Origin of the sequence: Pseudomonas sp. (assembly GCF_017744435.1) — a bacterium.
Taxonomy (GTDB): Bacteria; Pseudomonadota; Gammaproteobacteria; order Pseudomonadales; family Pseudomonadaceae; genus Aquipseudomonas.
Window position 1 is genome coordinate 133,632 of record NZ_JAGIBG010000001.1, and the last position, 24,496, is coordinate 158,127.

Consider the following 24,496-nt stretch of genomic DNA (forward strand, 5'->3'; position numbering starts at 1 on the left):
TTGTAGCAGTCCGACCTGGTGACGCCAGCGGCCACCAGGCCGCTACCGCTGAATAGCCCCTAAGCCCCGCCTCTGCTCCCCCCCGATCCAACCCCTCGCCTTGTGCCTCGTCTGGCGCACAACCCGAATGCCAACTCGATGCCATGGGTGACATGAGCTCACCTGTGCCTTGAGAAGTGATCGTTTGAGTCGATCAAATCGCTGAAATCTAATGGTTGGAAACCAACAAGAAGCTCGCACGGAAGCGATCAGCGACAGAGATAACTACAAGATGACTCCAACGTTCTCGTTAATCGTCCTGGGCACCGCGATACTCCTGATCGTGGTGATGATCAGCAAGCTCAAGGTCCACCCCTTCCTCGCCCTGCTGGCTGCAAGCCTGGTGGTCGGCATCGGCACCGGCATGCCGCCTACGGCCATGGTGGCTGCTTTCGAAAAAGGCATGGGCAGCACGCTCGGCTTTCTCGCCGGGATCATCGGCCTGGGCAGCATCCTCGGCAAACTGCTGGAAGAATCGGGCGGGGCCAAACGCATCGCCACCACGCTGCTGAACCTGCTGGGCGAACGCAACGCATCATGGGCAATGATGCTGGTGGGCTTCATCGCCGGCATCCCGGTGTTCTTCGAGGTCGGCTTCGTGTTGCTGATTCCGCTGATCTACGTGGTCGCCCGGCAAACCCGCATCAGCATGCTGTACCTCGGCGTGCCGCTGGCCACCTCGCTGATGGTGGTGCACTGCATCCTGCCGCCGCACCCGGCTGCCACGGCCATTACCGGCATGCTCAATGCCGATATCGGCACGGTCATCCTCTACGGCCTGATCGTGGGTCTGCCCACCGCCATCATCGCCGGCCCGATCTGGGTACGCTTTGCCTGCAAACGTGGCGCGACGCCAGCGCAACAGGCCTTCCTAGCCGCACGTAGCGAGGCCCAGGCCGACGACCAACCGCTGCCGGCCTTCGGCATCACCCTCGCCACAGTGCTGCTGCCGCTGCTGCTCATGGTCGGCAAGACCCTGGCCGTCACCGTGCTGGCCAAAGGTACCCCGCTCTACGAATGGGTGGCCTTCATTGGCAACCCGCTGATCGCCCTGGCGCTGTCGGTGGTGTTCGCCTACTGGGCGCTGGGCCTGCGTCGCGGCCTCGACATGGCGCAGTTGCTCAACCTGACCCAACGCTGCTTCCCGCCCCTGGCCGGCATTCTGCTGATCATCGGTGCCGGTGGCGCCTTCAACGACATGCTGGTGGGCAGCGGCATCGGCAAGGCACTGGCTGACGTGCTCAACCAGACCCAGCTCAACCCGATCATCCTCGCCTGGCTGATCGCCGGGATCATGCACTTTGCGGTCGGTTCGGCCACGGTGGCCATGATCAGCGCGGCCGGCATGGTGCTGCCGATGCTTGGCCAACACCCCGAATACAACCGGGAAATCCTGGTGATCGCCATCGGTGCCGGGGCCATTGGCTGGACGCACATTACCGACTCGGCGTTCTGGGTGGTGAAGGAATACCTCGGCCTGTCGCTGAGCGATGCGCTGAAGAAATTTACCGCAGCGACCGTGCTGGCCTCGGTGATTGCCTTGTGCCTGACCCTGCTGCTTTCGAAAATTGTCTGATCTACTGTGCAAAGACTGCGCTACAGGTGAAATCATGATCCACGGAAAAACCTTGCAAGCCTGGCAACAAAGCCACCCGATCATTGCCGAACTGGTCGCCCTGAAGGAAACCAGCTGGTTCAACCCTGGTATCGCCAAGGCGTCAGAAGCGTTGAGCGACGTGGGCCTGACCGCTGCCGATGTGCAAGCCACAAGCGAGCGCCTGCAGCGGTTCGCGCCCTACCTCGCCACCGTGTTCCCCGAAACGGCCGCCACCGGCGGGGTTATCGAGTCGCACATCGCCCCACTGCCGAAGCTTCGCCAGCAGCTGATCGAAGAAGGCTCACTGCAGCATGTGGGCAGCCTGTGGCTGAAAGCCGACAGTGACTTGCCCATTTCAGGCTCGATCAAGGCCCGGGGTGGCATTCATGAGGTGCTCAAGCACGCTGAGGACCTGGCCTTGGCCGCCGGCCTGATCACGCCCGCCGATGACTATGCGGTACTGGCCAGCGAGCAGGCGCGGGCGTTCTTCAGCCAGTACAAGATCGCCGTGGGTTCGACCGGTAACCTGGGCTTGTCGATCGGCATCATGAGCGCGAAGCTGGGCTTCCAGGTGAGCGTGCACATGTCGTCCGACGCCAGGCAGTGGAAAAAGGACAAGCTGCGCGCCAACGGTGTAACGGTCGTTGAACACGCCTCGGACTACAGCGTTGCCGTCGAGCAAGGCCGCCAGCAGGCAGCGTCCGATCCCAGCTGCTATTTCGTTGACGACGAGAACTCCCCACAGCTCTTTCTGGGCTACGCCGTAGCCGCTGAACGCCTGGCCCGGCAATTCGACCAGGCCGGCATCAAGGTGGATGCCGATCACCCACTGTTCGTCTACCTGCCCTGCGGTGTTGGCGGCGGCCCTGGCGGCGTCGCCTTCGGCTTGAAGCTGGTATTCGGCGATGCCGTGCACTGCGTGTTCGCCGAGCCCACCCACTCGCCCTGCATGCTGCTGGGGGTGTACACCGGCCTGCACGATGAAACCAGCGTGCAAGACTTCGGCATCGACAACATCACCGCCGCCGACGGCCTGGCGGTCGGGCGACCGTCCGGGTTCGTCGGCAAAGCCATGCAGCGGCTGATCGATGGCTACTACACGGTAACCGATGAAGAACTGTACCGTCTGATGGTGATTGCCTTCGAACAGGACAAGGTCAAGCTGGAACCCTCTGCGCTGGCCGGCGTACCCGGCATGGTTCGGGTGTTGCAGGCGAGCGACTATCTGGCTCGCCTGGGCCTCTCCCCGGCCCAGCTGCAGCAGGCTACCCACCTGGTCTGGGGAACGGGTGGCAGCATGGTGCCGGACGATGAGTTCAACGCCTACCTGGCAAAAGGACGAAGCCTCCCGGCTAGGGTGTAACAGCAGTCGATGCACTGCGCAGAAGGATTGGTCAATGAACAGACCCGGCAGCGGTACCACCGTCAAACTCAACGGCTCGCACCTGGGCAGCCTGCATGTTTTCCTGGTGGCCGCACGGCACCTGAGCTTCTCGCGCGCAGCCGATGAGCTGTGCCTGACCGCCAGTGCCGTAAGCCATCGCATCAACCGTCTGGAAGAGGAGCTGGGGTTCAAGCTGTTTCACCGCATGCCGCGCAAGGTCAGCCTCACCGAAGACGGCGAGCGGCTGTTCAGCGTGATGCAGCGGACCATGGACGAACTCGGCGAGGCCGTGCAGGCGCGCGCCCACGCCGAGATCGCCGGCCAGCTGACCTTGTATGTACGCCCGTCCGTAGCACAGTGCTGGCTGGTGCCGCGGCTGGCACAGTTCACCGCCCGCTACCCTGATATCCAGCTGGATATCAGGGTCGGTAACGAGAGCATCGATTACCGCACACGGAAGATCGACCTGGTCCTCTGTTACTCGGACGGGCATCACCCCGGGTTGCAGAGCATCCACTTGATGAACGAACGGATCGCCCCGGTGTGCTCGCCCAGGTACGCAGAGACCCATGCATTGGCAGGTGACCTGCGACAAGTGGAACAGTGCACCGCGTTGCATGACGTTGCGGCCTGGGACAACGCCGCATTCGATGCAGAATGGCAGCTCTGGGCCAACAGCACAGGTGCCGGCATCAGACTCCCGCGCCGGTTTCTCACATTCGATCGTTCAGACCTTTGCACGCTCGCTGCGCTGAATCACACCGGCATTGCCATCGGCCGGGAACAACTGGTCAGGGAGCGTATTGCACAAGGTGAGCTGGTTCTGCCGTTCGGCGACTTTGTGGATGCGTCCAGCTACGGCTACTTCCTGGTCTACCCCCATCACGACCCGATGCCCAAAAGGTTGCAGGTATTGATCGACTGGCTTATCGAGTGCGCTGCTAGCTGAAGCAAATTGGGGCCGCTTTGCGGCCCTTCGCGGGCTTGCCCGCTCCCACATGTACAGCGCAGAACTCAGAAAATGCGCGGTTCCTGTGGGAGCGGGCACCGAGCACGGTTCATGCTTGCTTGCCCCTTTGATGGAGTCGATACTCAGGGCTCACTTTCCATTGCTTTAATCAATACCCATGCGCTACTCCCCCGAAGCCCTCGTCGCCTTTGTCGAAGCCGCCGCCCTCGGCTCGTTCTCTGCTGCCGCACGCAAGCTGCGCAAGAGCCAGTCGACCATCAGCATCGCCATCGCCAACTTCGAGGCCGACATCGGTTGCCCGCTGTTCGACCGTGCCGGTCGTCACCCGACGCTCAATGCGGCCGGTCATCAGGTGCTGAACCACGTCGAGGCGATCCTCGATGCCAGCGCCAAACTGGATGCCTTGGCCGTGCGCCTGGCTGACCAGGTCGAACCGCTGGTGTCAGTGGTGATGTCCGACAGCTACAGCGTCACCTTCCAGGGCGCGGCGATGGGCCGCTTCGCCGAACACTACCCGCACACCGAGCTGCGTTGCGGCCCCTCCGAAGATGCCGACGTGATCGACCTGGTGCAGCAAGGTCTGGCGCACATCGGCATTCTCGCCGCGCAGGGCCGTTACCCCGCGGATGTCAGCGTGGCGCGGCTGCCCGAGCAGGCGGAGTTCTGCCTCTATGTCAGCAGCGAACACCCGCTGGCGAAGCTGCCGGCGTTGCAACCGCAGCACCTGGAAAACGAACGCCAGCTGTACATCAAGACCTACGCCCCGAGCCTGCCCCATGGCCACGGCCAGGCCTGGTCGGCGCCGGACTACCTGACCTTGCTGGAGTTCGCCGTGCGCGGCTTCGGCTGGGCCGAGCTGCCCAAGGCGCTGGTGGCGCGCTTCGGCAGTGGCCTGGTGGAGTTGCCCATGGCCGGTTACCCGCGGCGGGTGGCCATGGATGTGGCCTGGTCACGCCAGCGGGCGCTGGGGCCCGCCGGGCAGTGGCTGGTGGGGCAGTTGCTGGGGCGCTGAGCGAGCGGGATATCTGAAGCGCCCAGGCCGTGGTAACGCCAACAGGTCAGCCCTCAATACCCACCCCTGCATGGCTCAAACGACAGCTGCCCGCCAGCGCAAGCACACGCGCCAGCCCAAGCGCTTTGCGTCATCAGCGTAACCCACTGTCACCTCCCCGCCAGAGCGCTGGACGATGGTACGCACGATTGACAGCCCCAGGCCGGAACCTTCACCGACCTTTTCATTGCCCCGATAGAAAGGATCGAATACACGCTCCCAGTCTTGCGGAGAAATACCAGGGCCGTCATCAAGCACACACAGCATGATCCCTTCGACACTCTGTGTTGCTTGCAGGTCTACATGCCCGCCCTCCGGCGCGTGGCGGATGGCGTTCTCGACCAGGTTCTTGATCACGGTCCGCAGTTCGACTTCCTGCATCGGCAGCTGCGCATCATCACCTTCCAGGCCGATATCGAGCTGCTTCTGCTCCGCCAGCGGCATCAGGTCTTCCAGCACCAGGCGGCAGGTTTCATGCAATGACACCGAGCCTGGCGGCGGCTCTGCAAGTTGCGCGCTGGCCAAGGCCAGCAACTGCTCGATCAGCTTGCGGCTCCTGCCGATACCGCGTCGCAGCATTGCCATCTGCGCCTGTGCACGTTCTGACACGGCCTCATGCTCAAGCCCTTCGGCCTGCAACGAGAGTGCAGTCAGCGGGGTTCGCAACTCATGCGCCGCATCGGCGACAAAGCGCTTCTGGGCGTCGAGGGTCCGCGATACGCGCCCGAGCAGCCGGTTGATCGCCTGGACGAACGGGCGAATCTCGGTGGCCAGCATGTGCTCGTCGATCGGGCGCAAGTCCTGGTCGTCGCGGGTGTCGAGCATGGCCGCCAAGGTCGATACCGGCCTGAACAGCTCACGGATCAGGTTGGCCACCACCAACAACAGGATGGGGAAAAGGATTGCAAAGGGCAGCAGCGCACGCCAGGCGCTGTTGCGCGCATCGCGGTTGCGGCTGTGGATCTCCTGCGCCACGGCAAAGCGCCTGCCAGCTGCGTCAGTCCTGACCAGCACGCGAAAAGGCTCGTTGCCCACCACCACCGTCGACAGGCCGTCCGCCACCGAGCCCGGTATGGGCAATGGCAACTGGCTGTCATCGGCGTGGCTGACCGACAGGCCATCGGCCAGGTACTGGATGACGATACGGGTTTCTTCATCGTCTGCGGACGCGGCGTGCGCGGTGTCAGGGTAGCGGAACGCCAGGCCTTGGCGCATGTACAACGCAGCCACCTGGTGCAGGCTGTTGTCTTGCAGGTCGAGCGCTTCATCGTAGGCGGTGAAATAGCTGAATGTGCCGCTCACGGTCGCCACCAGCAGGATCGCGACCGACAGCGCCACCGACAGGCGCAGTTGCAGCGACTGCTTCAGGCGTCTTTTGAGACCATCCATCCCAGCCCCCTGATGTTGCGAATCACGTCCTTGCCCAGCTTGCGGCGCAGCGCATGGATGATGAACTCCACGGCGTTGCTTTCAACCTCGTTGCCCCAGCCGTAGATCCGGTCTTCCAGTTCACTGCGCGAGAGGATCGCGCCAGGGCGCACCAGCAACGCCTGGAGCAAGGCAAACTCGCGATTGGAAAGCTGCACGGGTTGCTGATCCAGAATACGTGCGCATTTGCTGACCGGGTCCAGGCTCAACGTTCCATTGCCCAGTTCAGGCGCTGCGCGCCCGCCCTTGCGGCGCATGACCGCGCGCATCCGGGCGAGCAACTCAGCCATCTCGAAAGGCTTTTGCAGAAAGTCGTCCGCCCCGCCATCCAGCCCGCACACCCGGTCATCCAGCCCCGAGCGTGCGGTGATGATCAGCAGCGGCACCGGGTTGTCGGCTGCACGCAACGCCTGCAGCAACTGCAGGCCGTCCTGACCGGGCAAACCCAGGTCGAGCAGCACCTGGTCGTAATGTTGCGTGCGCAAGGCGGCTTCGGCCACCAGGCCATTGTCGACCCAGTCCACGGCGTACCCCGCCGCGCCCAGGGCGTCCTGCAGCGCCTGGGCGATCATGCCGTCATCCTCGACCAGTAATACCCGCATGGGCTACCCCGCTGTAAACCTGTGGCGCCAACAATAGCGCGACCGGCCGGCGGCCGACAGGCTATCTTCAGCCCTGCCCCTGCAACGTGTCGAACGCTTTCAGCAGGTCGGTCATCGCCGCCTTGCACTGGCCTTGTTGTGGCTGGCTGGCTCGCAGCGCATCCAGAGCGTGGTCGATCGCCTTGTCCAGCACGTGCCAGTCGCTGGCGGCACGCGGCTTGATCCCGGCCTCGGCGTCGTCCCAGGTCTTTTCCAGGTCCTTGATACGCGTCTTGGCGCCTGGCAGGTCCTGGGCATCCACCTTGGCGGCGACATCCACGGCAATGCTGCGGAATGCGCTGAGGTCACCCAGCTTGGTCGGGGCATGGATGCCTGCGGCCTGGGCCGGCTCATCCGGTTTGGAACAGCCTTGGGTGACCAGCAGTGCGCCAGCGACACAGGCAACGGCCAGCGTTTTGAGCAGAGTGTTGGAAGTCATGGGTGCTACCTCGCTATCAAGGAGTAATTCGTTTGGCTTGGCCGGCGGCGAACTGGGCCACGCAAACCAGGATGAAAATGACGCACAGGAAGATCGCACTGGTCCACGTGGCCCCCATGCCGAGGCCGCCGTATTCGTGGGATTGGGTCAGCAGGTCACCCAGGGAAGCCCCCAGCGGGCGTGTCAGGATGTAAGCCACCCAGAACACCAGGACCGTGCTGGCACCCAGGGCCCAGGCGAGCAGGCAGACCCCGATCAGCGCGGCGAAGATGACGCTGCCGACACCGAAGCCCAGCCCCAGCGCTTCGGTTGCCAGGTCCCCCCCCGCAGTACCCAGGGCGAAGGTGCACAGCACGGTGGCCCAGTAGAAGCCTTCACGCCGGGCGCTGACGATCTCGCGAATGGACAGGTTGCGTTCGACCGCGTACCAGATGCCGAAGTTGGCCACCAGCAGCACCGAGAAGAACGCCGTGCTGGCGTACAGGCTGATGTCCAGTTCGTCGGTGAGGATGTCGGTGATCTGCGTGCCCAGGATGCTCACCAGCACCACGCACAGCCAGTAGATCCAGGGTTCGCAGTTGCGCTTGCGCATTTGCAGGGTCAAGGCGCCAGCCAGCAGCACGGCCATTACCGCACTGGTGATGGCAAGGCCCCAGCCGACGTCGACGGCGAGAAAGTCGGCGAAGGTCTCGCCGACCGTGGTGGACATGATCTTGATGATCCAGAAGGACAGCGTCACTTCCGGGACCTTGTTGAGCCAACCGCTGCTGGCAGTGTTCATCGGGTGTACCTCCTACAGTCCCTTCAGGGTGTGTGCAGCGGAGGTTACGGATGAAAACTTAGGTGAGCCTGAGGGGCCTGCGGGCAGGCTTGGAATGTCTAGAAATCCACCTTGCCCCGACCCGCCTTGACCGTGCTGCGCCTGGCCTTGCCTTCGAGGCGGCGGGTCTTCGAGCCGAGGGTCGGTTTGGTGGGGCGGCGCTTCTTCTCGGTCTTGCCGGCCGTGATGATCAACTCGGCCAGACGCGCCAGTGCGTCAGCGCGGTTCTGCTCCTGGGTGCGGTACTGCTGGGCCTTGATGATCAACACGCCGTCGCCGGTGATGCGACTGTCGCGCAGCGCCAGCAGCCGCTCCTTGTAGAACGCAGGCAGCGACGACGCGGGAATGTCGAAGCGCAGGTGCACGGCGCTGGACACCTTGTTGACATTCTGCCCACCGGCGCCCTGCGCGCGAATATAGCTCAGTTCGATTTCGGCATCGGGCAGATGCACGTTATTGGAGATGGTCAGCATGGCATGGCCCTTGTGATTGCCCTCCATTATCACAGGCTTCGCCGCTCGTGTATTTCACCAATGCGTGTTTGCTTGCCGCTCGCGTAGCTGTCAGGCAAAGCGCTCGACCTGCGCTGGCGTGCGGTGCATCAGCACCTTGCCGTTGCGCACGGACACCAGCGCATGGCCCTGGCTGCGGACCATCTGGTAGTCATCCGGCGCCGATAGCAACAGCAGGTTGGCCGGCCGTCCGACCTCGATGCCATATCGCTCGCCAAGGTTGAGGGTGCGGGCGCTGTTGTCGGTGATCAGGTCCAGGCTGCGTTGCAGGTCTTCGTAGCCAAGCATGTGGCAGATGTGCAGCCCGGCTTCGAGTATGCGCAGGATGTTGCCGTTGCCCAGCGGATACCACGGGTCGACGATGGAGTCCTGGCCGAAGCACACGTTCATCCCGGCGCGGTCGATTTCGGCCACACGCGTCAGCCCGCGGCGCTTGGGGTAGCTGTCGAAGCGCCCTTGCAGGTGGATGCTTTCGGTGGGGCACGAGACGAAGTTGATACCCGACATCTTCAACAGGCGGAACAGCTTGGAGCAGTAGGCATTGTCGTACGAGCCCATGGCCGTGGTATGGCTGGCGGTCACCCGCGCGCCCATCCCGCGCACCCGTGCCTCTTCGGCCAGCACTTCGAGGAAACGCGACTGTGGGTCGTCGGTTTCATCGCAATGTACGTCCACCAGGCAGCCGGTACGTTCGGCCAGGTCCATGAGGAACTTGATCGACGACACGCCCTGGTCGCGGGTGTTCTCGAAATGCGGAATGCCACCGACCACATCGGCGCCCATGGCCACCGCTTCGGTCATCAGCGCCCGGCCATTGGCGTACGACTCGATGCCCTCCTGGGGGAAGGCAACGATCTGCAAGTCGAGCAGATGGCGTACTTCCCCGCGCACCTCGACCATGGCCTTAAGCGCGGTGAGCTTGGGGTCGGTGACGTCGACATGGGTGCGCACATGCTGGATGCCATGGTCCACCAGCATGCCGATGGTCTTCTTGGCGCGGGTCTTGATGTCGTCGTGGGTGGTGATTGCCTTGCGCTCGGCCCAGCGTTCGATGCCTTCGAACAAGGTACCGCTCATGTTCCACTTCGGCTCACCGGCAGTGAGGGTGGCGTCGAGGTGGATGTGCGGCTCGACGAAGGGCGCCACCACCAGGTTCTGCCGGGCGTCCAGGTCATTCGGGCTGGCCGGCGCGGCCGGGTCGGCCTGTGGTGCGATGGCGGCGATGCGCTCGCCGTCCAGCTCGATGCGGAACAGGCCGTTCTTGCCACGCAGGCGGGCGTTGATGATGTTCATGGCGTTACTCCTTTTCTCCAGCCTACCGCGGGTGAAACGGAGCCGCCATCATTCGCCGGCATTGACGTCTACCTCTTTCCAGCTGTCATCCGGGTCGAAGCGCTTCATGGCCTTGGCAATCTTGTCGCCCTGCGGCCCCAGGTCCTTTTCGAACACCTGCCCGTCGTGGCTGATCATGAACGTCATCACCCCGGTGTCGTCGTACTTCGCAGGCCAGGCGACCAGGGCGAAGCCGCGGCTCATCTGGTTGCCGATCAGGTAGCTGTAGGCACCACCCGGTGCCGACGGGCCTTGGCCATCGAGGATGCGGAAGTGGTAGCCGTACCAGGCGTCACCCACCACGTCCTTGCCAAACAGCGGCCCCAGCGGGCTGATCTCGCCGCCCTCTTCGTCCGCCCAGAACAGGCCGTCATGCTTGCCGGGGGTGCTGAAGATCTGCTGGGCATATTCCAGCGCGCCGTTGCCATTGCGGTCCTTCGAGGCGTAGTCCATCTGCGCGTCGTGATAGGCGAGCACCGACTGCAAGGCGGCCAGTTCGTTGCGGCCGATGCGCCGTGCGCGGATTTCGGCGCTACCGGCCTTGAGGTCGAAGCGCCAGCCGTTGGTAGCCTTGGTCAAGGGGATGGGCAAGGTCCAGTGATCGGGGCCCACGGCCAGGATGGCCTTGTTGTCGCCCTGCTTGTCGATCTGATGCTGGGCCTTGTACTGCTCCAGGAAGGCATCGACGTCACTGCGCTGCACGCCTTCACGCGGGATGTAGGTGCGCCAGTCTTCACCCAGCAGCTGGGTCAGGCGCGCTTCGTCGGCGTGCTCGACGCCCAGCGCCTGGACGAACGATTCGACTGCCTTCTCCGGGGTCGGGAATGCTTCCTGCGCTGCGGCCAGGTTAGTCCAGGCCATGCCCAGGCCGATCAGCAACGCGGCAATAGTTGACTGGGTGTTCATCGACGGCCACCTCCACCACCGCGACGCGCCGGGGCGCTGGGCCGGGATATCTGATGCCCCGCTGCGCGCGAGGCGTTGGGCCGCTGGGCGAACGACTGGCTGGTACGACCGCGGTTGGCCTGTGCCGTGGTACGCGACGGTGAACGTACACCGTCGAAGGCATTGTTGCGGGCCCGGCCTGCCGTGTTGCTCGGGCGGTTCTGCGCGGCCTGACGGGCCTGGCCTTCACCCTGGCGGCGCTGGTTGACCTGGTTACGCGCCTGCTGGTTGTCGCGGGTGTTGTCACGGGTAGTGCGCGGTTCGGCGCGACGATCTGCAGGGCGCGCGTTGTTGTTGGCGCCTTGCATGCGGTTGCCCACGCCGCCTTCGGCGCGGGCCTGGCGTGCGCTGTCGCGGGCTTCGCGGTTGCTGGTAGCCGGGCGCTCGATACCCGCACGGTCCATCGAGCTGCGGGCGCGATCACGGGCCTGGGCTCGCTGGGCATCATCGCCGCGGAACGCAGCACGCTGGTTGGCCCCGTCGAGCTGGCGGCCGTACTGCTGGCGGCTGCGGTTGTCGCGGTACGGCACGCCATCGCGGTGTGCGGGGTTGTGCTGCCACTTGTTCTGGTTGTTGGTGATGCGATTGTTGCCATTGATGTTGTTGTAACGATTGACGTCGATATCGACATCGCCGTTGTTCCAGTCGCAATCGCCCCACACCGAATCGATGATCGCCACGCCAGCACCAAATGCCAGCCCGGCCATCAGCGCGGTACCCGCGTAGTACATCGGCGACGGCGGGTAATACACCGGCGGCGAGGCCGGATAGGCCCAGGTGCCGTAGGTGGTGGTCGGGTTGTAGGTGGGTACGTACACCACCTGCGGGTCAGCCGGTTGAATGATGATGGTGCTGGGCGAGGAACTGCTGGCAGGCGCGCTCTGCGAACTGCCGGAGCTGGCTGGGGCCGCAGCTGCTGCGGGTGCGACCTGCACCGTGACGTTCTGGTACTGGTTGCTGGTCAGGTTGCCGGCTGCCTGGGCTTGATGGCGCAAGCGCTGTACGCCGGCCATGACGTCATCGGGCTGCGCCAGGAAGGCATCCCCCAGCCGCTGCACCCAGACCGGGTCCTGGCCGAGCACCACCAGCACCTGCGGGAACGCCACCAGCGACTGCACGCTCGGGTCCCAGGTCTGGTTGGCCACCTGCTTGACCGCGTCATCGCCCTGGGCCTTGGGGTTGGCCTTGGACCAGGCTACCGCCTCGGTCACCTCGCCCGGGTAGGTCGAGGCCATCAGCACCTGGGCCAGCAGCGGATCGGGATACAAGGCAATCGGCGCGAGCATCTGGTCAAGCTGCTCCTGGTTGAACACCGCCTGCTTGGCTTCGGCAGGCGCCGGGTCGGGTGCCGGCACGTCCTCGGCCAGCGCCAGGCTGGCGGCACCGTCAAGGCACAACACGACCGACAAGACGCATAACCATTGCATGCGCATCGCAGTTCCCCATCTGGCCATACCGCGTGAAAAGAGTGGATTGCAAACCGGGCAGTCTTTGCCGTGCGGTAAGGGTAGCAAAGGCGCCACTTTCGACCACTTTTGTGTATTGGATTTCAACGCACTAATGGCAACTAGGCTTACTGCCTTTAAATCTAAATCGCCTATCGAATCGGAACTGTACTTAACATGCCCTGAGCGCTTCGCGGTATTCAACCCACCCCTGCAGGAGGCCCGATCATGGCAACTTCAAGAGCCTGTCGTTTTTGTGTGGCGGTGTTGTTGTGCGCCACGACGTTACAGGGTTGGGCAGCCGTTACCGACCGCGCCGAACGGCGCCAGCAAGCACGTGAAGTACGCCAGGAAACTCGCCAGGGTGCGCGTCAGACCAAACAGGACTGCCGCCACGCCGACCAGAAGAGCAACGCCGGTTGCCGCCAGGACAAACGCCACACCAAACAGCAAGGTCGCGAACGCGCCAGGGACATCAAGTACTGACGCCTGCCTCAGCCGCCCAGGGCGATAATGGCCAGGATCAGCGCAACCCCGACCAGCGACATGATCACCCCCGTGAGCACTCCGCGCCCCCCGGAGTAGCGCGCCAGCAGCCAGCCGGCGAGAAACAGCATGGCCAGGGCGACCAGGTTCGACACGCGAATGGCAGTGCCGGTATGCGCGATCAGCAGGAACGGGATGACCAGCGGGAACGTTGCCAGCACCACCAGCAGAAAGGTCGCCAGGGCCGCCTTGAAGTCCTGCAGGCCTAGCCGCGCCGGCATCGGTTGCTGGCCGTTGCGCAGCAGATGGACCCTGAGCAGCTCAAGCCCATTCTCGTCCACCACCTCGCCGATGCGCGCCGGCAATGCATCGGCAATCAGCTGACGCCCTTCCTGCCCTTTCTCATCGGCGAGCAAGCGGGCCAGCAAGGTACGGCTGCGGGTCCGTTCGGTCCAGGTGCGCAACAGGTAGATCACAGCATCGGCCAGGCCCCAGGCGAGGTTGCAGCCAAAGGCCGCAATCAGCATCAGGCGGGCGTCTTCCCGGCCGGCCGTGGCCACGCTCAGCGAGCCGGTGAAGGTGGTGGCCATCAACAGGCCGAACATCACTTCGGTGATGCGATCGATGGGTTCCAGTGCACGTCCACTCATACGCGGCCCTTCTGGGTTGCTCTGAACTAACGGATGCCTTGTTTCATACGAGCCTGTTGCGCATCCCAGTACTTCAGTGTTTCGGCTGGCAATGGATGAGGCGCGTCGACCCGCTCCGCCAGTTTGCTGGCAAAGTTGTGCGCCGACTCCTGAGTGGGAAAGGTAAAGGTCATGCCACAGGCATGCACCCGCCAGCGTGGCCGTCCCTGTACGCTGGCCTGTTCGATCTGGAAGTTCATGTTGCGCTCCTGCTGCCAGGTAAAGCGCCACGGCAATGTTTTTCCAGCGTAGCGCACCTGTGCAGGTGCTCAACTAACCAATCATTATCAGCCGTCTTTTTACATTCACTTTGCATCTACCTAGCGCGATGGCGCAGGCGCCAGCAGCTGAAAAAAACCTGTGGAAGATGCCATTGACTGACAACTTGCAGAAGCCTCGATAGTCACTATCGACAACACCAATTTCAATCCATCGCCAGCAATCAATAACCTGACTCCATCGATTCCAAACAGCCGAATCCTGGAGCTTCCCCCGATGAACACCACGGCCCGCCTGCTGCTCGCTGCCCTCACCGCCACCGCCATCGCCGTGCTCACCGGTTGCGCCAGCCACCCTGAACTGCGCCCCTACACCGCCGAGGAAACCCGCCAGCTGCAACTCGAGTCCATCCAGCGCCAGAGCCTGTCACTGGACGAGTACGAACTGCGCAAACGCGTCATCGAGCGTTCCGCGAGCCAGCGGGCGGTCACTGATGTCGCCGAGGCACAGCCTGCGATCAAAGGCTGAGTTGAAAGACCGGATCAGCGCACTATCATGGCCCAGGCCGGACTGATCGCCTTCAGTCCCTGTCACCGAGGCTGGCCAATGATCGATCGCCTGGACCACCTGGTCCTCACCACCACCGATGTCGAAGCCTGCACCGATTTCTACACACGCGTGCTAGGCATGCACCTGGAAACCTTCGGCAATAACCGCCTGGCACTGCGCTACGGCAACCAGAAAATCAACATCCATGTACGTGGACATGAGTTCGAGCCCAAGGCGCATCTGCCGGTACCCGGTGCCCTGGATCTGTGCTTCATCAGCAAGGTCAGCCTGGAACAGGTGATCGCTCACCTGCAGAAGGTACAATGGCCAATCATCGAGGGTCCCGTTGCACGCACTGGCGCCACCGGCCCGATCCGCTCGGTGTACGTACGTGACCCTGACCTGAACCTGATCGAAATCGCCGAACCAGTCAGGGCATGAACTGCCCTTGACCAATGGTCGAGTAATGGCCACCCGCGGTAGCCTCCTGGCAGCCAACGCAGGTATCCTCGACCGCTCAAGCGCAAGCCTTCCAGGACGGTGACCATGACCAGGCCCCTTCTGTTGCTGACGGTGGCCCTCCTCGCGAGCCCGGCACTGCACGCGCAACAGATCCAGCGCCAACTGGGCGCTTTCGACTTCAAGCTCGGCACCACGCCCTCGCGCAGCATGGCCCAGGGGCTGATCTCGCCGAGTGCGGTGGGCGCCTTCCACGGCGGCCTCGACCTCAGCCACCCCAGCGGTTGGTACCTCGGCCAGTACGCGCCGAGCATGGGTGTGACGCCCGACTCGACCCTGCGCCTGGACAGCTACACCGGCTACAAGCACCACTTCGACAGCACCCTGGGTTATGAAGTGGGCCTGATCCACTACAGCCAGCCGAATATCGCCGGCGCCGACAGCTTTGCCCTGTACGGCGGCGTCTCGGTACTGGGCAGCCGTTTCGGCGGCGCCTGGCGCGACAACCCGGGCAACCGCACCGGCACGCTGTTCGCCGACTTCGGCCAGTTGCCGTTGCTCGATGCCGACCTGACCGTCAAGCTCGCGCACCACCGCCTGGGCACCCCCTTCACCATTGGCGACGGCAGCCAGATCAACGGGTTTTCCGACTGGTCGCTGGAGCTGTCGCGGCCATGGCTGGGCATCGACCTCAACCTGATCTACAGCAACTCCGACCTCAGCGGCAGCGGCTGCGACGCCTATGCCGGCATCAACACCTACTGCGAAAGCATGGTCACCCTCAAGGCCCAGCGCAGCTTCTTCTGACCCCGCCTGAAACACCTTTGTCCGGCCCGAGTCTCTCGGGCCTGTTGACAGTTTTTTGCTGTCGGACTAACTTGCATGCAGCTCTGCACACATATGAGCATGCACCACTACATGTTGCACCTTCCTGCCAAAAACAACGAAAACAGTGAGGTCAAATGATGCTTCAGCGCCCGTTCCATTCCCTGAAAAGCCTCCTCGTCGCCGCCAGCCTGTGCGCCAGTGCGCTCGCCCAGGCCGGTGAAACCAGCGTCTGGCAAGACGTGCAGAAGGCCGGTGTACTACGCTGCGGTGCCGCCGTCGCGGCGCCCTACGTGATGCGCGATGCCCGCTCGGGCGACTACAGCGGCTACTTCGTCGACCTGTGCCGCGACTTTGGCGAGAAGGTCCTCAAGGTCAAGGTGCAGTTCGTCGACACCAACTGGGACAACCTGGTCGCCGGCCTGCAGAGCGGCAAGTGGGACCTGGCCATGGCCCTGAACCAGACGCCGGAGCGTGCACTGGCGGTGGGTTTCAGCGTGGCCGCCACCGACTACCAGGTGTCACTGCTGGTCAACCAGGAAAACCCCAAGGTCGCTGAAGCCAAGGCCGACATCAGCACCCTGGACAAGCCCGATGTGACCTTCGCGGTGATGTCCGGCACCGCCCAGGACAAGGCCATTTCCGCTGCCGTGCACACGGCGAAGATCATGCGCCTGCCCGGCATGGACGAAACCCGCCTGGCGGTGATGTCCAAGCGTGCCGACGTGCTGGTCGACGCCAGCGACACCAATCACCTGTTCGCCCTGGCCAACCCCGGCTGGGCCCGCGAGATCCTGCCCAAGCCAGCCTTGGCCAAGCAGGGTGTGGCCTTCGGCGTGCGCCGCGACATCTCCCCGGCCGACCTCGAAGCGCTGAACATTTACCTGCGCCAGCGCCGTGACAGCGGCGATATCGACCAGCTGGTGGACAAGGCATCGATCCAGGCCAACGCCGCTCAATGACCCACGCAAGGTGAACACAGATGACTGACTACTCACGCCCACTGGCTGGCCAGCATGTGCTGGTGACCGGCGGCTCTGGCGGCATCGGCGCGGCGATTGTCGAGCGCCTGGCCGACGAAGGCGCCCGTCCGCTGATCCACTATGGCCGCGACAGCCAGGGCGCCGAGGCGCTGCTGGCACGCATAGGCGGCAATGGCTGGATCGTTCAGGCCGACCTGTCGCGCGACAACGGCCCTGCCCGGTTGTGGCAGGCCGCAGTGGAACTGGCCGGCGGGCGCATCCACGGGCTGGTCAACAATGCTGGCATCCGTACCGAAGTGGCCCTCGACGCCCCTGCCGATGCCTGGCACGCCGCCTGGCGCCGGGAGTTCCAGGTGAACCTTTTCGCGGCCGCCGACCTGTGCCGCGAAGCGGTGCAGCATTACCGCAAGCACGGCGGCGGGCGGATCATCAACATGGCCAGCCGCGCCGCCCAGCGCGGCTACGCCGTCGACGCCCTGCCCTATGGCGCCAGCAAGGCGGCGCTGGTCAACCTGACCAAGTCGCTGGCCCGCAGCGTGGCCGCTGACGGCGTGGTGGCGGTGGCCATCGCCCCGGGCTGGGTCCGCACCGACATGGCCGAACAGTTCATCGCCCAGCACGGCGAGGCGGCGGCCGTGGCCGATATTCCCACCGGCCGCATGGCCAGCCCGGCGGAAATTGCCGAGCTGGTGGCCTTCACCTTGCGCCCGTCCCAGGCCTCGCTCAACGGCGCGACCCTGGACGTGAATGGCGGCAGCTACATCCGATGAATCAGGAGACGACCATGCACAGGTTCGAGAACAAAGTGGCCATCGTCACCGGCGCGGCCGGCGGCATTGGCTCGGCCATCGCCATGCGCCTGGCCAGCGAAGGTGCGACGGTGGTGATCAGCGACGTCAACCTGCAGGCGGCGCAAGCCGTGGCCGAAGGCATCCAGGAGGAAGGCGGCAAGGCCCTGGCGATTGCCGCGGACATTGCCCAGGGCGATGCCTGCCGGGCACTGGTGGCGGACGTGGCAGAGCGCCTGGGGCGTATCGATATCCTGGTCAACAATGCCGGGGTCAACCGGCGCGGCAACTTGCTCGCACTGAGCGAAGATGACTGGCACAGCAGCTTTGCGATCAACCTCGACGCCATGTTCCACCTGTGCCGGGCGGTGCTGCCGATCATGATCGAAGCCGGTGCCGGCGCCATCGTCAACACCGCATCGCAGTGGGGGCTGTACCCGGCGCCGGGGCATATCGCCTACAACGTGACCAAGGCTGCGGTCGCGTCCTTCACCCAGAACCTGGCGCGCGATTATGCGCCGCACAACATCCGGGTGAATGCCGTATGCCCTGGCGAGATCCATACCCCGATGCTCGAAGCCGGCGTGCGTCGCGCCGGCAAGACCATCGCCGACCTGGACCGGATGGTGCCGTTCGGGCGCATCGGCAAGCCTGAAGAAGTGGCCGCACTGGTGGCGTTCCTGGCCTCGGACGAAGCCGCATTCATGTGCGGTTCGCTGGTGGAGATCACCGGGGCGCAGGCCGTGGGCTGACCGGCAGCAGCGCCAGTGCCACGCCACCGAGCACCACCAGCGAGGCGAGCAGCAGGCGCAGCGACATCGGCTCGCCGATCAGCACCACCCCGCCCAGCGCGGCGATGACCGGCACACTGAGCTGCATCGTCGCCGCCTGCTGGGCACTGACCTGCTTCACCACCCCGTACCACACCGCATAGCCCGCACCGGAGGCCAGCACACCCGAGGCCAGGGCGTACAGCAACCCTGCCGGGCTGACATGGGTGCGCGCCAGTGCCAGCATGACCACGCCCAGCACCAACAGCAGCGGCAGACTGCGGACGAAATTGCCGGCGGTGTCGGCCAGCGGATTGGGCGAACCTTTACCCAGCAGCGAATAAGCGCCCCAGGCCACGCCGGATGCCGCCATCACCAGGGCACTGAGCAGCGGGGGCGCTTCTGCACCGGGCAACAGCAGCAAGACCAGGCCAGCGAACGCGATCAGCATGCCCAGCAAGGTACGTGCGCTGAGGCGCTCGCCCCTGAGCCAGGCGACGGCGAACATGGTGATCTGCACGGCACCGAACAGCACCAGGGCACCGACGCCGGCCCCCAGCTGCAGGTAGGCCACGGAAAACAGGTAGGCATAGAGGTACAACGCCAGCCCGCCCTTCCAGCTACCCCCCAGGGCCATACCCGGCTTGCGCAGGCGAATCAGCAGGAGCAGAAACGCCGCCCCGCTGGCCAGGCGCACCACGGTGAACGACTCGGCATCGATCGCCCCATCGCGCAGGGCCAGGCGGCAGAAAATCGAGTTGGCGGCGAAAGCCACCAGGCTGAACAGCGCTGGCCAGAGCCAGGATTTGTTGCCTTGACCGGCGATGGCGGTAGTGCGGGCACTCATGGTGTGGTCACCTCTGAGATGGAATTTCTTGTTTGTGGGTGTTTTAAAGCCTTTATCGAGATCCCACAACACCGGATCATAGATGGGTGCCTGTACTGGCCCTTTCGCGGGCACGCCCGCTCCCACAGGTACTGCGCAAGATTCGAACGCTGTGGAATCCTGTGGGAGCGGGCTTGCCCGCGAAAGAGCCGCTACAGCCAACCATCGATGCCAGGAAAAACGCCATGCTCCCAGACCGCCTGAACGCCGACCTGACCCTGCCCGCCATCATGCACGGTGCCGACCTGCCCTGGCTGGCCAGCCCGCTGCCTGGTGTCGAACGCCGCCCGCTGTTTCGCATCGGCGGCGAGAAGGCCCGCGCCACCAGCCTGGTGCGCTATGCCCCCGGCAGCCACTTCAGCGCCCACCAGCACCCGGGCGGCGAAGAATTCGTGGTGCTGGAAGGCGTGTTCGAGGATGAGCGCGGCCGTTATCCGGTTGGCAGCTATGTACGCAACCCGCCGGGTAGCGCTCACGCGCCGAAGTCGAGCGAAGGCTGCACGATCTTCGTCCGCCTGCAGCAGTTTCACCCTGAAGATGATCAGCAACTGGTTGCCACGTTATCGGTTAAGGGCGACCAGGTACTGTTCTCGAACGCTCATGAACAGGTGTATCTCAAGCACCTGCAGCCCGGCGCCCCTATCCATCTGGAAAATCCCCGTGGCCTTGAATGCCTGCTTCTGCAAGGCAGCCTGCACGGCACGGAGTTCAGCCTTCATTCGCTGAGCTGGATGCGCCTACCAACGGGCACAGACATGCAGGCCTGTGCCGGGCCGAATGGCGCACGCTTGTGGCTCAAGGACGCACCGCCCTCTCTAGGTCTCTGATACCGGCATCAACGTCGCAATCAACGCCCGCACCGTCCCCGGCAGCGCATCCAGCTCCCGCACCAGGATGCTCCGCTCGCGCACCGCCCAGGGTTCATCCAGGCTGATGGTCACCAGTTCCATGGTCTGGCTGTGCCGCAGCGCTGCCGACTCGGGGATGATGCCGATGCCCACCCCCGCCTCCACCAGCCGGCAGATCGCCTCGAAGCTCGACAGCTGGATACGCAGCGACAGGTTCAGGCCCATGCGCTCGACATGGTCCCGCAGGAAGCTCAGCAAGGTGCTGCCGTCGTGCAGGCCGATATGCTGGAAGTCCAAGGTCTGTTTCAAGGTCACCGTCTTGCGCCCTGCCAGTTCATGGCTGGCCGGCACGATCAGCACCAGGCGGTCGGTGCTGAAGTGCATCACCTGCAAGCCGCTGGCCTCCACGGGCCCTGCGATGATGCCCATGTCGCTGCTGCCGTCGAGCACGCCGCGCACGATATCCCGCGACAGGCGCTCCTGCAGGTCGACGGTCACCCCGGGGCGCTTGGCCATGAAGCCGGCCAGCACTTCGGGCAGGAACTCGGTGACGGCAGTGGTGTTGGCGAAGATGCGGATATGCCCGGCCAGGTCGGTGCCGAACTGGGTGAACTCGGCTTTCAGGTAGTCGACCTGGCGCATGATCAGGCGGGCATGCATGAGCAGTTTATGCCCCGCCGGGGTCAGTTCGACGCCGCGGCTGTCGCGGTACAGCAGGCGCGTGTCGAGCTGGGCTTCGAGGGCCTTGATCCGCGCGCTGGCGGCGGCCGGCGAAAGGAACGCCCGGCGCGCACCCTGGGTCAGGCTCGGCGATTCGCCGATATGGATGAAAAGCCGCAGGTCTGCCAGGTCGAAATGCATGGGGAGGTCCGGTCGAGGCGTTGGCGTTCAGCATACATGAACGCTGCCTTACACAAATGCAAATTCACAGAATGCCGGGCGCCTCGCATGATCGGCCCATAACAACAAATGCAGAGGCCCATGGTTATGACTGCTTCCCCCCCGCCCATCGACTACAGCGCCTGGATCGGCCGCACCGAAGAAGCCGTCGATGAGCTCAGCCGCAACCTGATCAAGCGCATCGCCGCCACCTTCGGCGAAACCGCCCCCGCCGCCGGCCAACCGCTGCCTCCGCTGTGGATGTGGTGCTTCTTCCAGGAGCCGCTGGCCGAATCGCAACTGGGCACAGACGGCCACCCGGCACGCGGCGGCTTCCTGCCCCCGGCCGACAACCGCAACCGCATGTGGGCCGGCGGCCGGGTCGAGTTCATCGCGCCGCTCAAGGTCGGCGCCGAAGCCCATCGCCTGTCGACCATCCTGCACATCGAGGAGAAGCACGGCCGCACTGGCGCCCTGCTGTTCGTCACCGTGCGTCACGACTATTCGCAACACGGCCAGCTGTGCGTGCGCGAGGAGCAGGACATCGTCTACCGCGAGCCCAACCCGCCCAAGCTCGACAGCGCCCCGGCCGACGCGCCGGCCGACTGGAGCGAGGCGGTCACGCCGACGCCGACGCTGCTGTTCCGTTATTCAGCCGTGACCTTCAACGGCCACCGCATCCACTACGACTTCCCTTACGTCAGTGAAACCGAAGGCTACGCCGGCCTGGTCGTGCACGGCCCGATGATTGCCACCTTGAACCTGCGCGCATTCATCCGCGCCAACCCCGACAAGCAGGTGCGCCACTTCGCCTACCGCGGCGTACGCCCGCTGACCGTGCCGACTCCGTTCGAAGTGGCCGGGCGCATCAGCGCGCCAGGCCAGGCCCAGCTGTGGGCCGGCAATGCCGCTGGCGTAGCGCAGAGCGCCGATGTGCTTTTCGACTGATACCTGACAGGGAACACCCCCAATGCATACGTACGACAGCGATGACCTCAATGCCATCCGCGAAGGCGTGCGCGCCTTGTGCGCCGAGTTCGACGCCAGCTACTGGCGCAAGATCGATGAAGAAAAGGGCTTCCCGGAAGCCTTCGTCAAGGCCATGACCGATGCCGGCTGGCTGTCGGCGATGATCCCGGAAGAATACGGCGGCTCGGGCCTGGGCCTGGCCGAGGCCTCGGTGATCCTCGAAGAGGTGAACGCCTGCGGTGGCAACTCCGGCACCGTGCACGGGCAGATGTACAACATGTTCACCCTGCTGCGCCACGGCAGCGACGAGCAGAAGCGCCACTACCTGCCCAAGCTCGCCAGCGGCGAGCTGCGCCTGCAGTCGATGGGCGTGACCGAGCCCACCACCGGCACCGACACCACCAAGATCAAGACCACCGCCATGCGCCAGGGCGACAAGTACGTGATCAATGGCCAGAAGGTGTGGATTTCGCGCATCCAGCACTCGGACCTGATGATCCTGCTGGCACGCACTACCCCCTTGCCGGAGGTGAAGAAGAAATCCGAGGGCATGTCGATCTTCCTGGTCGACCTGCGCGAAGCCATCGGCAACGGCCTGACCGTGCAACCCATCGCCAACATGGTCAATCACGAGACCAACGAGCTGTTCTTCGACAACCTCGAATTGCCGGCCAGCAGCCTGATCGGCGAGGAAGGCAAGGGCTTTCGCTACATCCTCGACGGCCTCAATGCCGAGCGCACGCTGATCGCCGCCGAGTGCATCGGTGATGGCCGCTGGTTCGTCGAAAAGGCCAGCGCCTACGCCCGTGACCGCGTGGTGTTCGGCCGCCCGATCGGGCAGAACCAGGGCGTGCAGTTCCCCATCGCCGAAGCCCATATCGAGATCGAGGCCGCCGACCTGATGCGCTGGCGCGCCTGTGCCGAGTACGACAGCGGGCAGAACGCAGGGGCCAGCGCCAACATGGCCAAGTACCTGGCGGCCAAGGCCTCGTGGGAGGCCGCCAATGCCTGCCTGCAGACCCACGGCGGCTTTGGCTTTGCCTGCGAATACGACGTCGAGCGCAAGTTCCGCGAAACCCGCCTGTACCAGGTGGCGCCGATCTCCACCAACCTGATCCTGTCCTACGTGGCCGAGCACCTGCTCGAACTGCCACGCAGCTTCTGAGGGCCTGAGCATGCAAGCTACCCAAGCCCTGGCGGGCTTCCTCGCCGACCTGCAATACGCACAGATTCCTGGCCACGTGCTCGACCGCAGCGAAGACCTGTTCCTCGACTGGCTCGGCTCGGCCCTGGCCAGCCAGGGCGCGCACCCGATCCCGTTGTTCGAGCGATACGCCGAGCGCATGGGCCCCGCCCAAGGCAGCGCCCGCGTGCTGACCAGCGGGCGCAGCTCATCGCCCTACTTCGCCGCGCTGGTCAACGGCGCCGCCTCGCACCTGGTGGAACAGGACGACCTGCACAACAGCTCGGTGCTGCACCCGGCCACAGTGGTGTTCTCCGCCGTGCTGGCAGCGGCCCAGGACCTCGGCAAGTCCGGCCAGGACCTGCTGCTGGCCAGCGTCGCCGGCTATGAGGCAGGCATCCGCATCGGTGAGTTCCTCGGCCGTTCGCACTACCGAATCTTCCACACCACCGCCACCGTCGGCACCCTGGCCGCTGCCGTGGGCGTGGGCAAGCTGCTGGGCTTTGACAAGGAACAGTTCATCAACCTGCTCGGCAGTGCCGGCACCCAGGCCGCCGGGCTCTGGGAATTCCTGCGCGATGCTGCCGACTCCAAGCAGCTGCACACCGCCAAGGCCGCCGCCGACGGCCTGCTCGCCGCCTACCTGACCGCCGATGGCTTGAGCGGCGCGCGCAACATCCTCGAAGGGGACCAGGGCCTGGCTGCCGGGATGTCCAGCGACGCCGACCCGGCGCGCCTGAGCGACCGCCTGGGCACGCGCTGGGCGCTGGCGGAAACCTCGTTCAAGTTCCACGCCTCGTGCCGTCATACCCACCCTGCCGCCGATGCGCTGCTGCAGCTGATGCAACGCGAAGGCCTGCCCCATGGGCAGATCGCCAAGGTGGTCACCCGCGTGCACCAGGGCGCCATCGATGTGCTCGGCCGGGTCACCACACCCACCACCGTGCACCAGGCCAAGTTCTCCATGGGCACCGTGCTCGGCCTGATCGCCGTGCATGGCAGCGCGCAGCTCATCGAGTTCCGCGACCTGGCGCTGACCGACCCACGGGTCGCCAGCTTCCGCGACAAGGTCGAGATGCAGCTGGACCCCGAAGTGGATGCCGCCTACCCCGCCCGCTGGCTGGGCCGAGTCGAAGTCACCTGCAACGATGGCCGCCACTTCAGCGCCGCCATCGACGAACCCAAGGGCGACCCCGGCAACACCCTTTCACGCCCGGAACTGGAAGCCAAGTTCCAGCGCCTGCTGGCCTATTCCGGCGCCCGCAGCCCGGCCCAGGGCCAGGCCCTGATCGAGCAGGTCTGGCAACTGCGCGATGCGCGGTCGCTGGCCGCTCTGCACTGATGACGAACAGGTGACCCC

At 64.6% G+C, this 24,496-nt stretch carries 27 protein-coding genes; 15 read left to right on the forward strand and 12 right to left on the reverse strand.

The genetic code is table 11. The features are described from left to right. Positions 1 to 271 precede the first annotated feature (271 nt). The 4 genes from J7573_RS00610 to J7573_RS00625 all read left to right on the forward strand — a co-directional run bounded on the left by J7573_RS00610 (position 272) and on the right by J7573_RS00625 (position 5,002). A complete protein-coding gene (locus J7573_RS00610; RefSeq protein WP_294323662.1) occupies positions 272 to 1,615 on the forward strand; it encodes a gluconate:H+ symporter in 1,344 nt (447 codons plus the stop codon). Between the two features lie 34 nt (positions 1,616 to 1,649). After that, a complete protein-coding gene (locus J7573_RS00615; protein ID WP_294323667.1) occupies positions 1,650 to 2,999 on the forward strand; it encodes a D-serine ammonia-lyase in 1,350 nt (449 codons plus the stop codon). A gap of 34 nt (positions 3,000 to 3,033) precedes the next feature. Next, positions 3,034 to 3,969, forward strand: a complete 936-nt coding sequence (gene dsdC / locus J7573_RS00620; RefSeq protein WP_294323669.1) for a DNA-binding transcriptional regulator DsdC — start codon at positions 3,034 to 3,036, stop codon at positions 3,967 to 3,969. Between the two features lie 178 nt (positions 3,970 to 4,147). Then, positions 4,148 to 5,002, forward strand: coding sequence for a LysR family transcriptional regulator (locus J7573_RS00625; RefSeq protein WP_294323672.1), 855 nt, complete (start codon positions 4,148 to 4,150; stop codon positions 5,000 to 5,002). Positions 5,003 to 5,077: 75 nt separating this feature from the next. Here the strand turns inward: J7573_RS00625 and J7573_RS00630 are convergent, their stop codons facing one another. From J7573_RS00630 to J7573_RS00665, 8 genes are all read right to left on the reverse strand, one after another. Next, the gene (locus J7573_RS00630) at positions 5,078 to 6,430 is read right to left on the reverse strand and encodes a HAMP domain-containing sensor histidine kinase (protein WP_294323675.1); all 1,353 of its coding nucleotides are present in this window, start codon (positions 6,428 to 6,430) and stop codon (positions 5,078 to 5,080) included. After that, the gene (locus J7573_RS00635) at positions 6,406 to 7,071 is read right to left on the reverse strand and encodes a response regulator (RefSeq protein ID WP_294323676.1); all 666 of its coding nucleotides are present in this window, start codon (positions 7,069 to 7,071) and stop codon (positions 6,406 to 6,408) included. The genes J7573_RS00630 and J7573_RS00635 overlap by 25 nt, the downstream gene beginning before the upstream one ends. Positions 7,072 to 7,138: 67 nt before the next feature. Further along, complete coding sequence (locus J7573_RS00640; RefSeq protein WP_294323678.1) at positions 7,139 to 7,549, reverse strand: hypothetical protein; 411 nt, start codon at positions 7,547 to 7,549, stop codon at positions 7,139 to 7,141. Between the two features lie 16 nt (positions 7,550 to 7,565). Continuing rightward, positions 7,566 to 8,330 (reverse strand): hypothetical protein, encoded by a 765-nt coding sequence (locus J7573_RS00645; RefSeq protein WP_294323681.1) that lies wholly within the window; start codon positions 8,328 to 8,330, stop codon positions 7,566 to 7,568. A gap of 98 nt (positions 8,331 to 8,428) precedes the next feature. After that, positions 8,429 to 8,842: an alternative ribosome rescue aminoacyl-tRNA hydrolase ArfB gene (gene arfB, locus J7573_RS00650; RefSeq protein ID WP_294323683.1), complete on the reverse strand. Its 414-nt coding sequence runs from the start codon at positions 8,840 to 8,842 to the stop codon at positions 8,429 to 8,431. 90 nt (positions 8,843 to 8,932) lie between these two features. Next, on the reverse strand, positions 8,933 to 10,174 hold the full coding sequence (codA, locus tag J7573_RS00655; RefSeq protein ID WP_294323686.1) for a cytosine deaminase: 1,242 nt from the start codon (positions 10,172 to 10,174) through the stop codon (positions 8,933 to 8,935). 48 nt (positions 10,175 to 10,222) lie between these two features. After that, positions 10,223 to 11,119, reverse strand: a complete 897-nt coding sequence (locus tag J7573_RS00660) for a DUF2950 domain-containing protein (RefSeq protein ID WP_294323688.1) — start codon at positions 11,117 to 11,119, stop codon at positions 10,223 to 10,225. Further along, positions 11,116 to 12,591 (reverse strand): DUF3300 domain-containing protein, encoded by a 1,476-nt coding sequence (locus tag J7573_RS00665; RefSeq protein ID WP_294323692.1) that lies wholly within the window; start codon positions 12,589 to 12,591, stop codon positions 11,116 to 11,118. The genes J7573_RS00660 and J7573_RS00665 overlap by 4 nt, the downstream gene beginning before the upstream one ends. A gap of 240 nt (positions 12,592 to 12,831) precedes the next feature. Here J7573_RS00665 and J7573_RS00670 point away from each other — a divergent pair, with 240 nt between their 5' ends. After that, on the forward strand, positions 12,832 to 13,089 hold the full coding sequence (locus J7573_RS00670) for a hypothetical protein (RefSeq protein ID WP_261940391.1): 258 nt from the start codon (positions 12,832 to 12,834) through the stop codon (positions 13,087 to 13,089). Between the two features lie 8 nt (positions 13,090 to 13,097). Here J7573_RS00670 and J7573_RS00675 read toward each other — a convergent pair whose 3' ends face one another. Both J7573_RS00675 and J7573_RS00680 read right to left on the reverse strand, forming a co-directional pair. Beyond that, positions 13,098 to 13,739, reverse strand: a complete 642-nt coding sequence (locus J7573_RS00675) for a VIT1/CCC1 transporter family protein (RefSeq protein WP_294323707.1) — start codon at positions 13,737 to 13,739, stop codon at positions 13,098 to 13,100. A gap of 26 nt (positions 13,740 to 13,765) precedes the next feature. Beyond that, complete coding sequence (locus tag J7573_RS00680) at positions 13,766 to 13,978, reverse strand: hypothetical protein (protein WP_294323710.1); 213 nt, start codon at positions 13,976 to 13,978, stop codon at positions 13,766 to 13,768. A 295-nt stretch (positions 13,979 to 14,273) separates the two neighbouring features. Between J7573_RS00680 and J7573_RS00685 the strand changes: the two genes are divergently transcribed. From J7573_RS00685 to J7573_RS00710, 6 genes are all read left to right on the forward strand, one after another. After that, positions 14,274 to 14,525: a hypothetical protein gene (locus J7573_RS00685; protein WP_294323712.1), complete on the forward strand. Its 252-nt coding sequence runs from the start codon at positions 14,274 to 14,276 to the stop codon at positions 14,523 to 14,525. A gap of 78 nt (positions 14,526 to 14,603) precedes the next feature. Further along, on the forward strand, positions 14,604 to 14,987 hold the full coding sequence (locus J7573_RS00690; protein ID WP_294323718.1) for a VOC family protein: 384 nt from the start codon (positions 14,604 to 14,606) through the stop codon (positions 14,985 to 14,987). Between the two features lie 105 nt (positions 14,988 to 15,092). Then, on the forward strand, positions 15,093 to 15,812 hold the full coding sequence (locus J7573_RS00695; protein ID WP_294323720.1) for a TorF family putative porin: 720 nt from the start codon (positions 15,093 to 15,095) through the stop codon (positions 15,810 to 15,812). A 155-nt stretch (positions 15,813 to 15,967) separates the two neighbouring features. Further along, a complete protein-coding gene (locus tag J7573_RS00700; RefSeq protein WP_294323722.1) occupies positions 15,968 to 16,792 on the forward strand; it encodes a transporter substrate-binding domain-containing protein in 825 nt (274 codons plus the stop codon). Positions 16,793 to 16,812: 20 nt separating this feature from the next. Further along, positions 16,813 to 17,583, forward strand: coding sequence for an SDR family oxidoreductase (locus J7573_RS00705; protein ID WP_294323725.1), 771 nt, complete (start codon positions 16,813 to 16,815; stop codon positions 17,581 to 17,583). Positions 17,584 to 17,597: 14 nt separating this feature from the next. Further along, positions 17,598 to 18,353 (forward strand): SDR family NAD(P)-dependent oxidoreductase, encoded by a 756-nt coding sequence (locus tag J7573_RS00710; RefSeq protein WP_294323727.1) that lies wholly within the window; start codon positions 17,598 to 17,600, stop codon positions 18,351 to 18,353. Here the strand turns inward: J7573_RS00710 and J7573_RS00715 are convergent. After that, positions 18,328 to 19,218, reverse strand: a complete 891-nt coding sequence (locus J7573_RS00715) for a DMT family transporter (RefSeq protein WP_294323729.1) — start codon at positions 19,216 to 19,218, stop codon at positions 18,328 to 18,330. The two genes, J7573_RS00710 and J7573_RS00715, sit on opposite strands and share 26 nt — an antisense overlap. Positions 19,219 to 19,442: 224 nt before the next feature. On the opposite strand from J7573_RS00715, the gene J7573_RS00720 reads away from it, so the two are divergent. Then, a complete protein-coding gene (locus J7573_RS00720) occupies positions 19,443 to 20,084 on the forward strand; it encodes a cupin domain-containing protein (RefSeq protein ID WP_294323732.1) in 642 nt (213 codons plus the stop codon). Here J7573_RS00720 and J7573_RS00725 read toward each other — a convergent pair. Beyond that, positions 20,073 to 20,966, reverse strand: a complete 894-nt coding sequence (locus tag J7573_RS00725; protein ID WP_294323734.1) for a LysR family transcriptional regulator — start codon at positions 20,964 to 20,966, stop codon at positions 20,073 to 20,075. The genes J7573_RS00720 and J7573_RS00725 overlap by 12 nt on opposite strands. Positions 20,967 to 21,092: 126 nt before the next feature. Between J7573_RS00725 and J7573_RS00730 the strand changes: the two genes are divergently transcribed. From J7573_RS00730 to J7573_RS00740, 3 genes are read left to right on the forward strand one after another with little or no spacing between them, the layout of a single operon-like run. Next, positions 21,093 to 21,932 (forward strand): MaoC family dehydratase N-terminal domain-containing protein, encoded by an 840-nt coding sequence (locus J7573_RS00730; RefSeq protein ID WP_294323737.1) that lies wholly within the window; start codon positions 21,093 to 21,095, stop codon positions 21,930 to 21,932. Between the two features lie 22 nt (positions 21,933 to 21,954). After that, positions 21,955 to 23,118: an acyl-CoA dehydrogenase family protein gene (locus J7573_RS00735; protein WP_294323739.1), complete on the forward strand. Its 1,164-nt coding sequence runs from the start codon at positions 21,955 to 21,957 to the stop codon at positions 23,116 to 23,118. Positions 23,119 to 23,128: 10 nt separating this feature from the next. Next, a complete protein-coding gene (locus J7573_RS00740) occupies positions 23,129 to 24,478 on the forward strand; it encodes an MmgE/PrpD family protein (RefSeq protein WP_294323741.1) in 1,350 nt (449 codons plus the stop codon). The last annotated feature ends 18 nt before the right edge of the window (positions 24,479 to 24,496 follow it).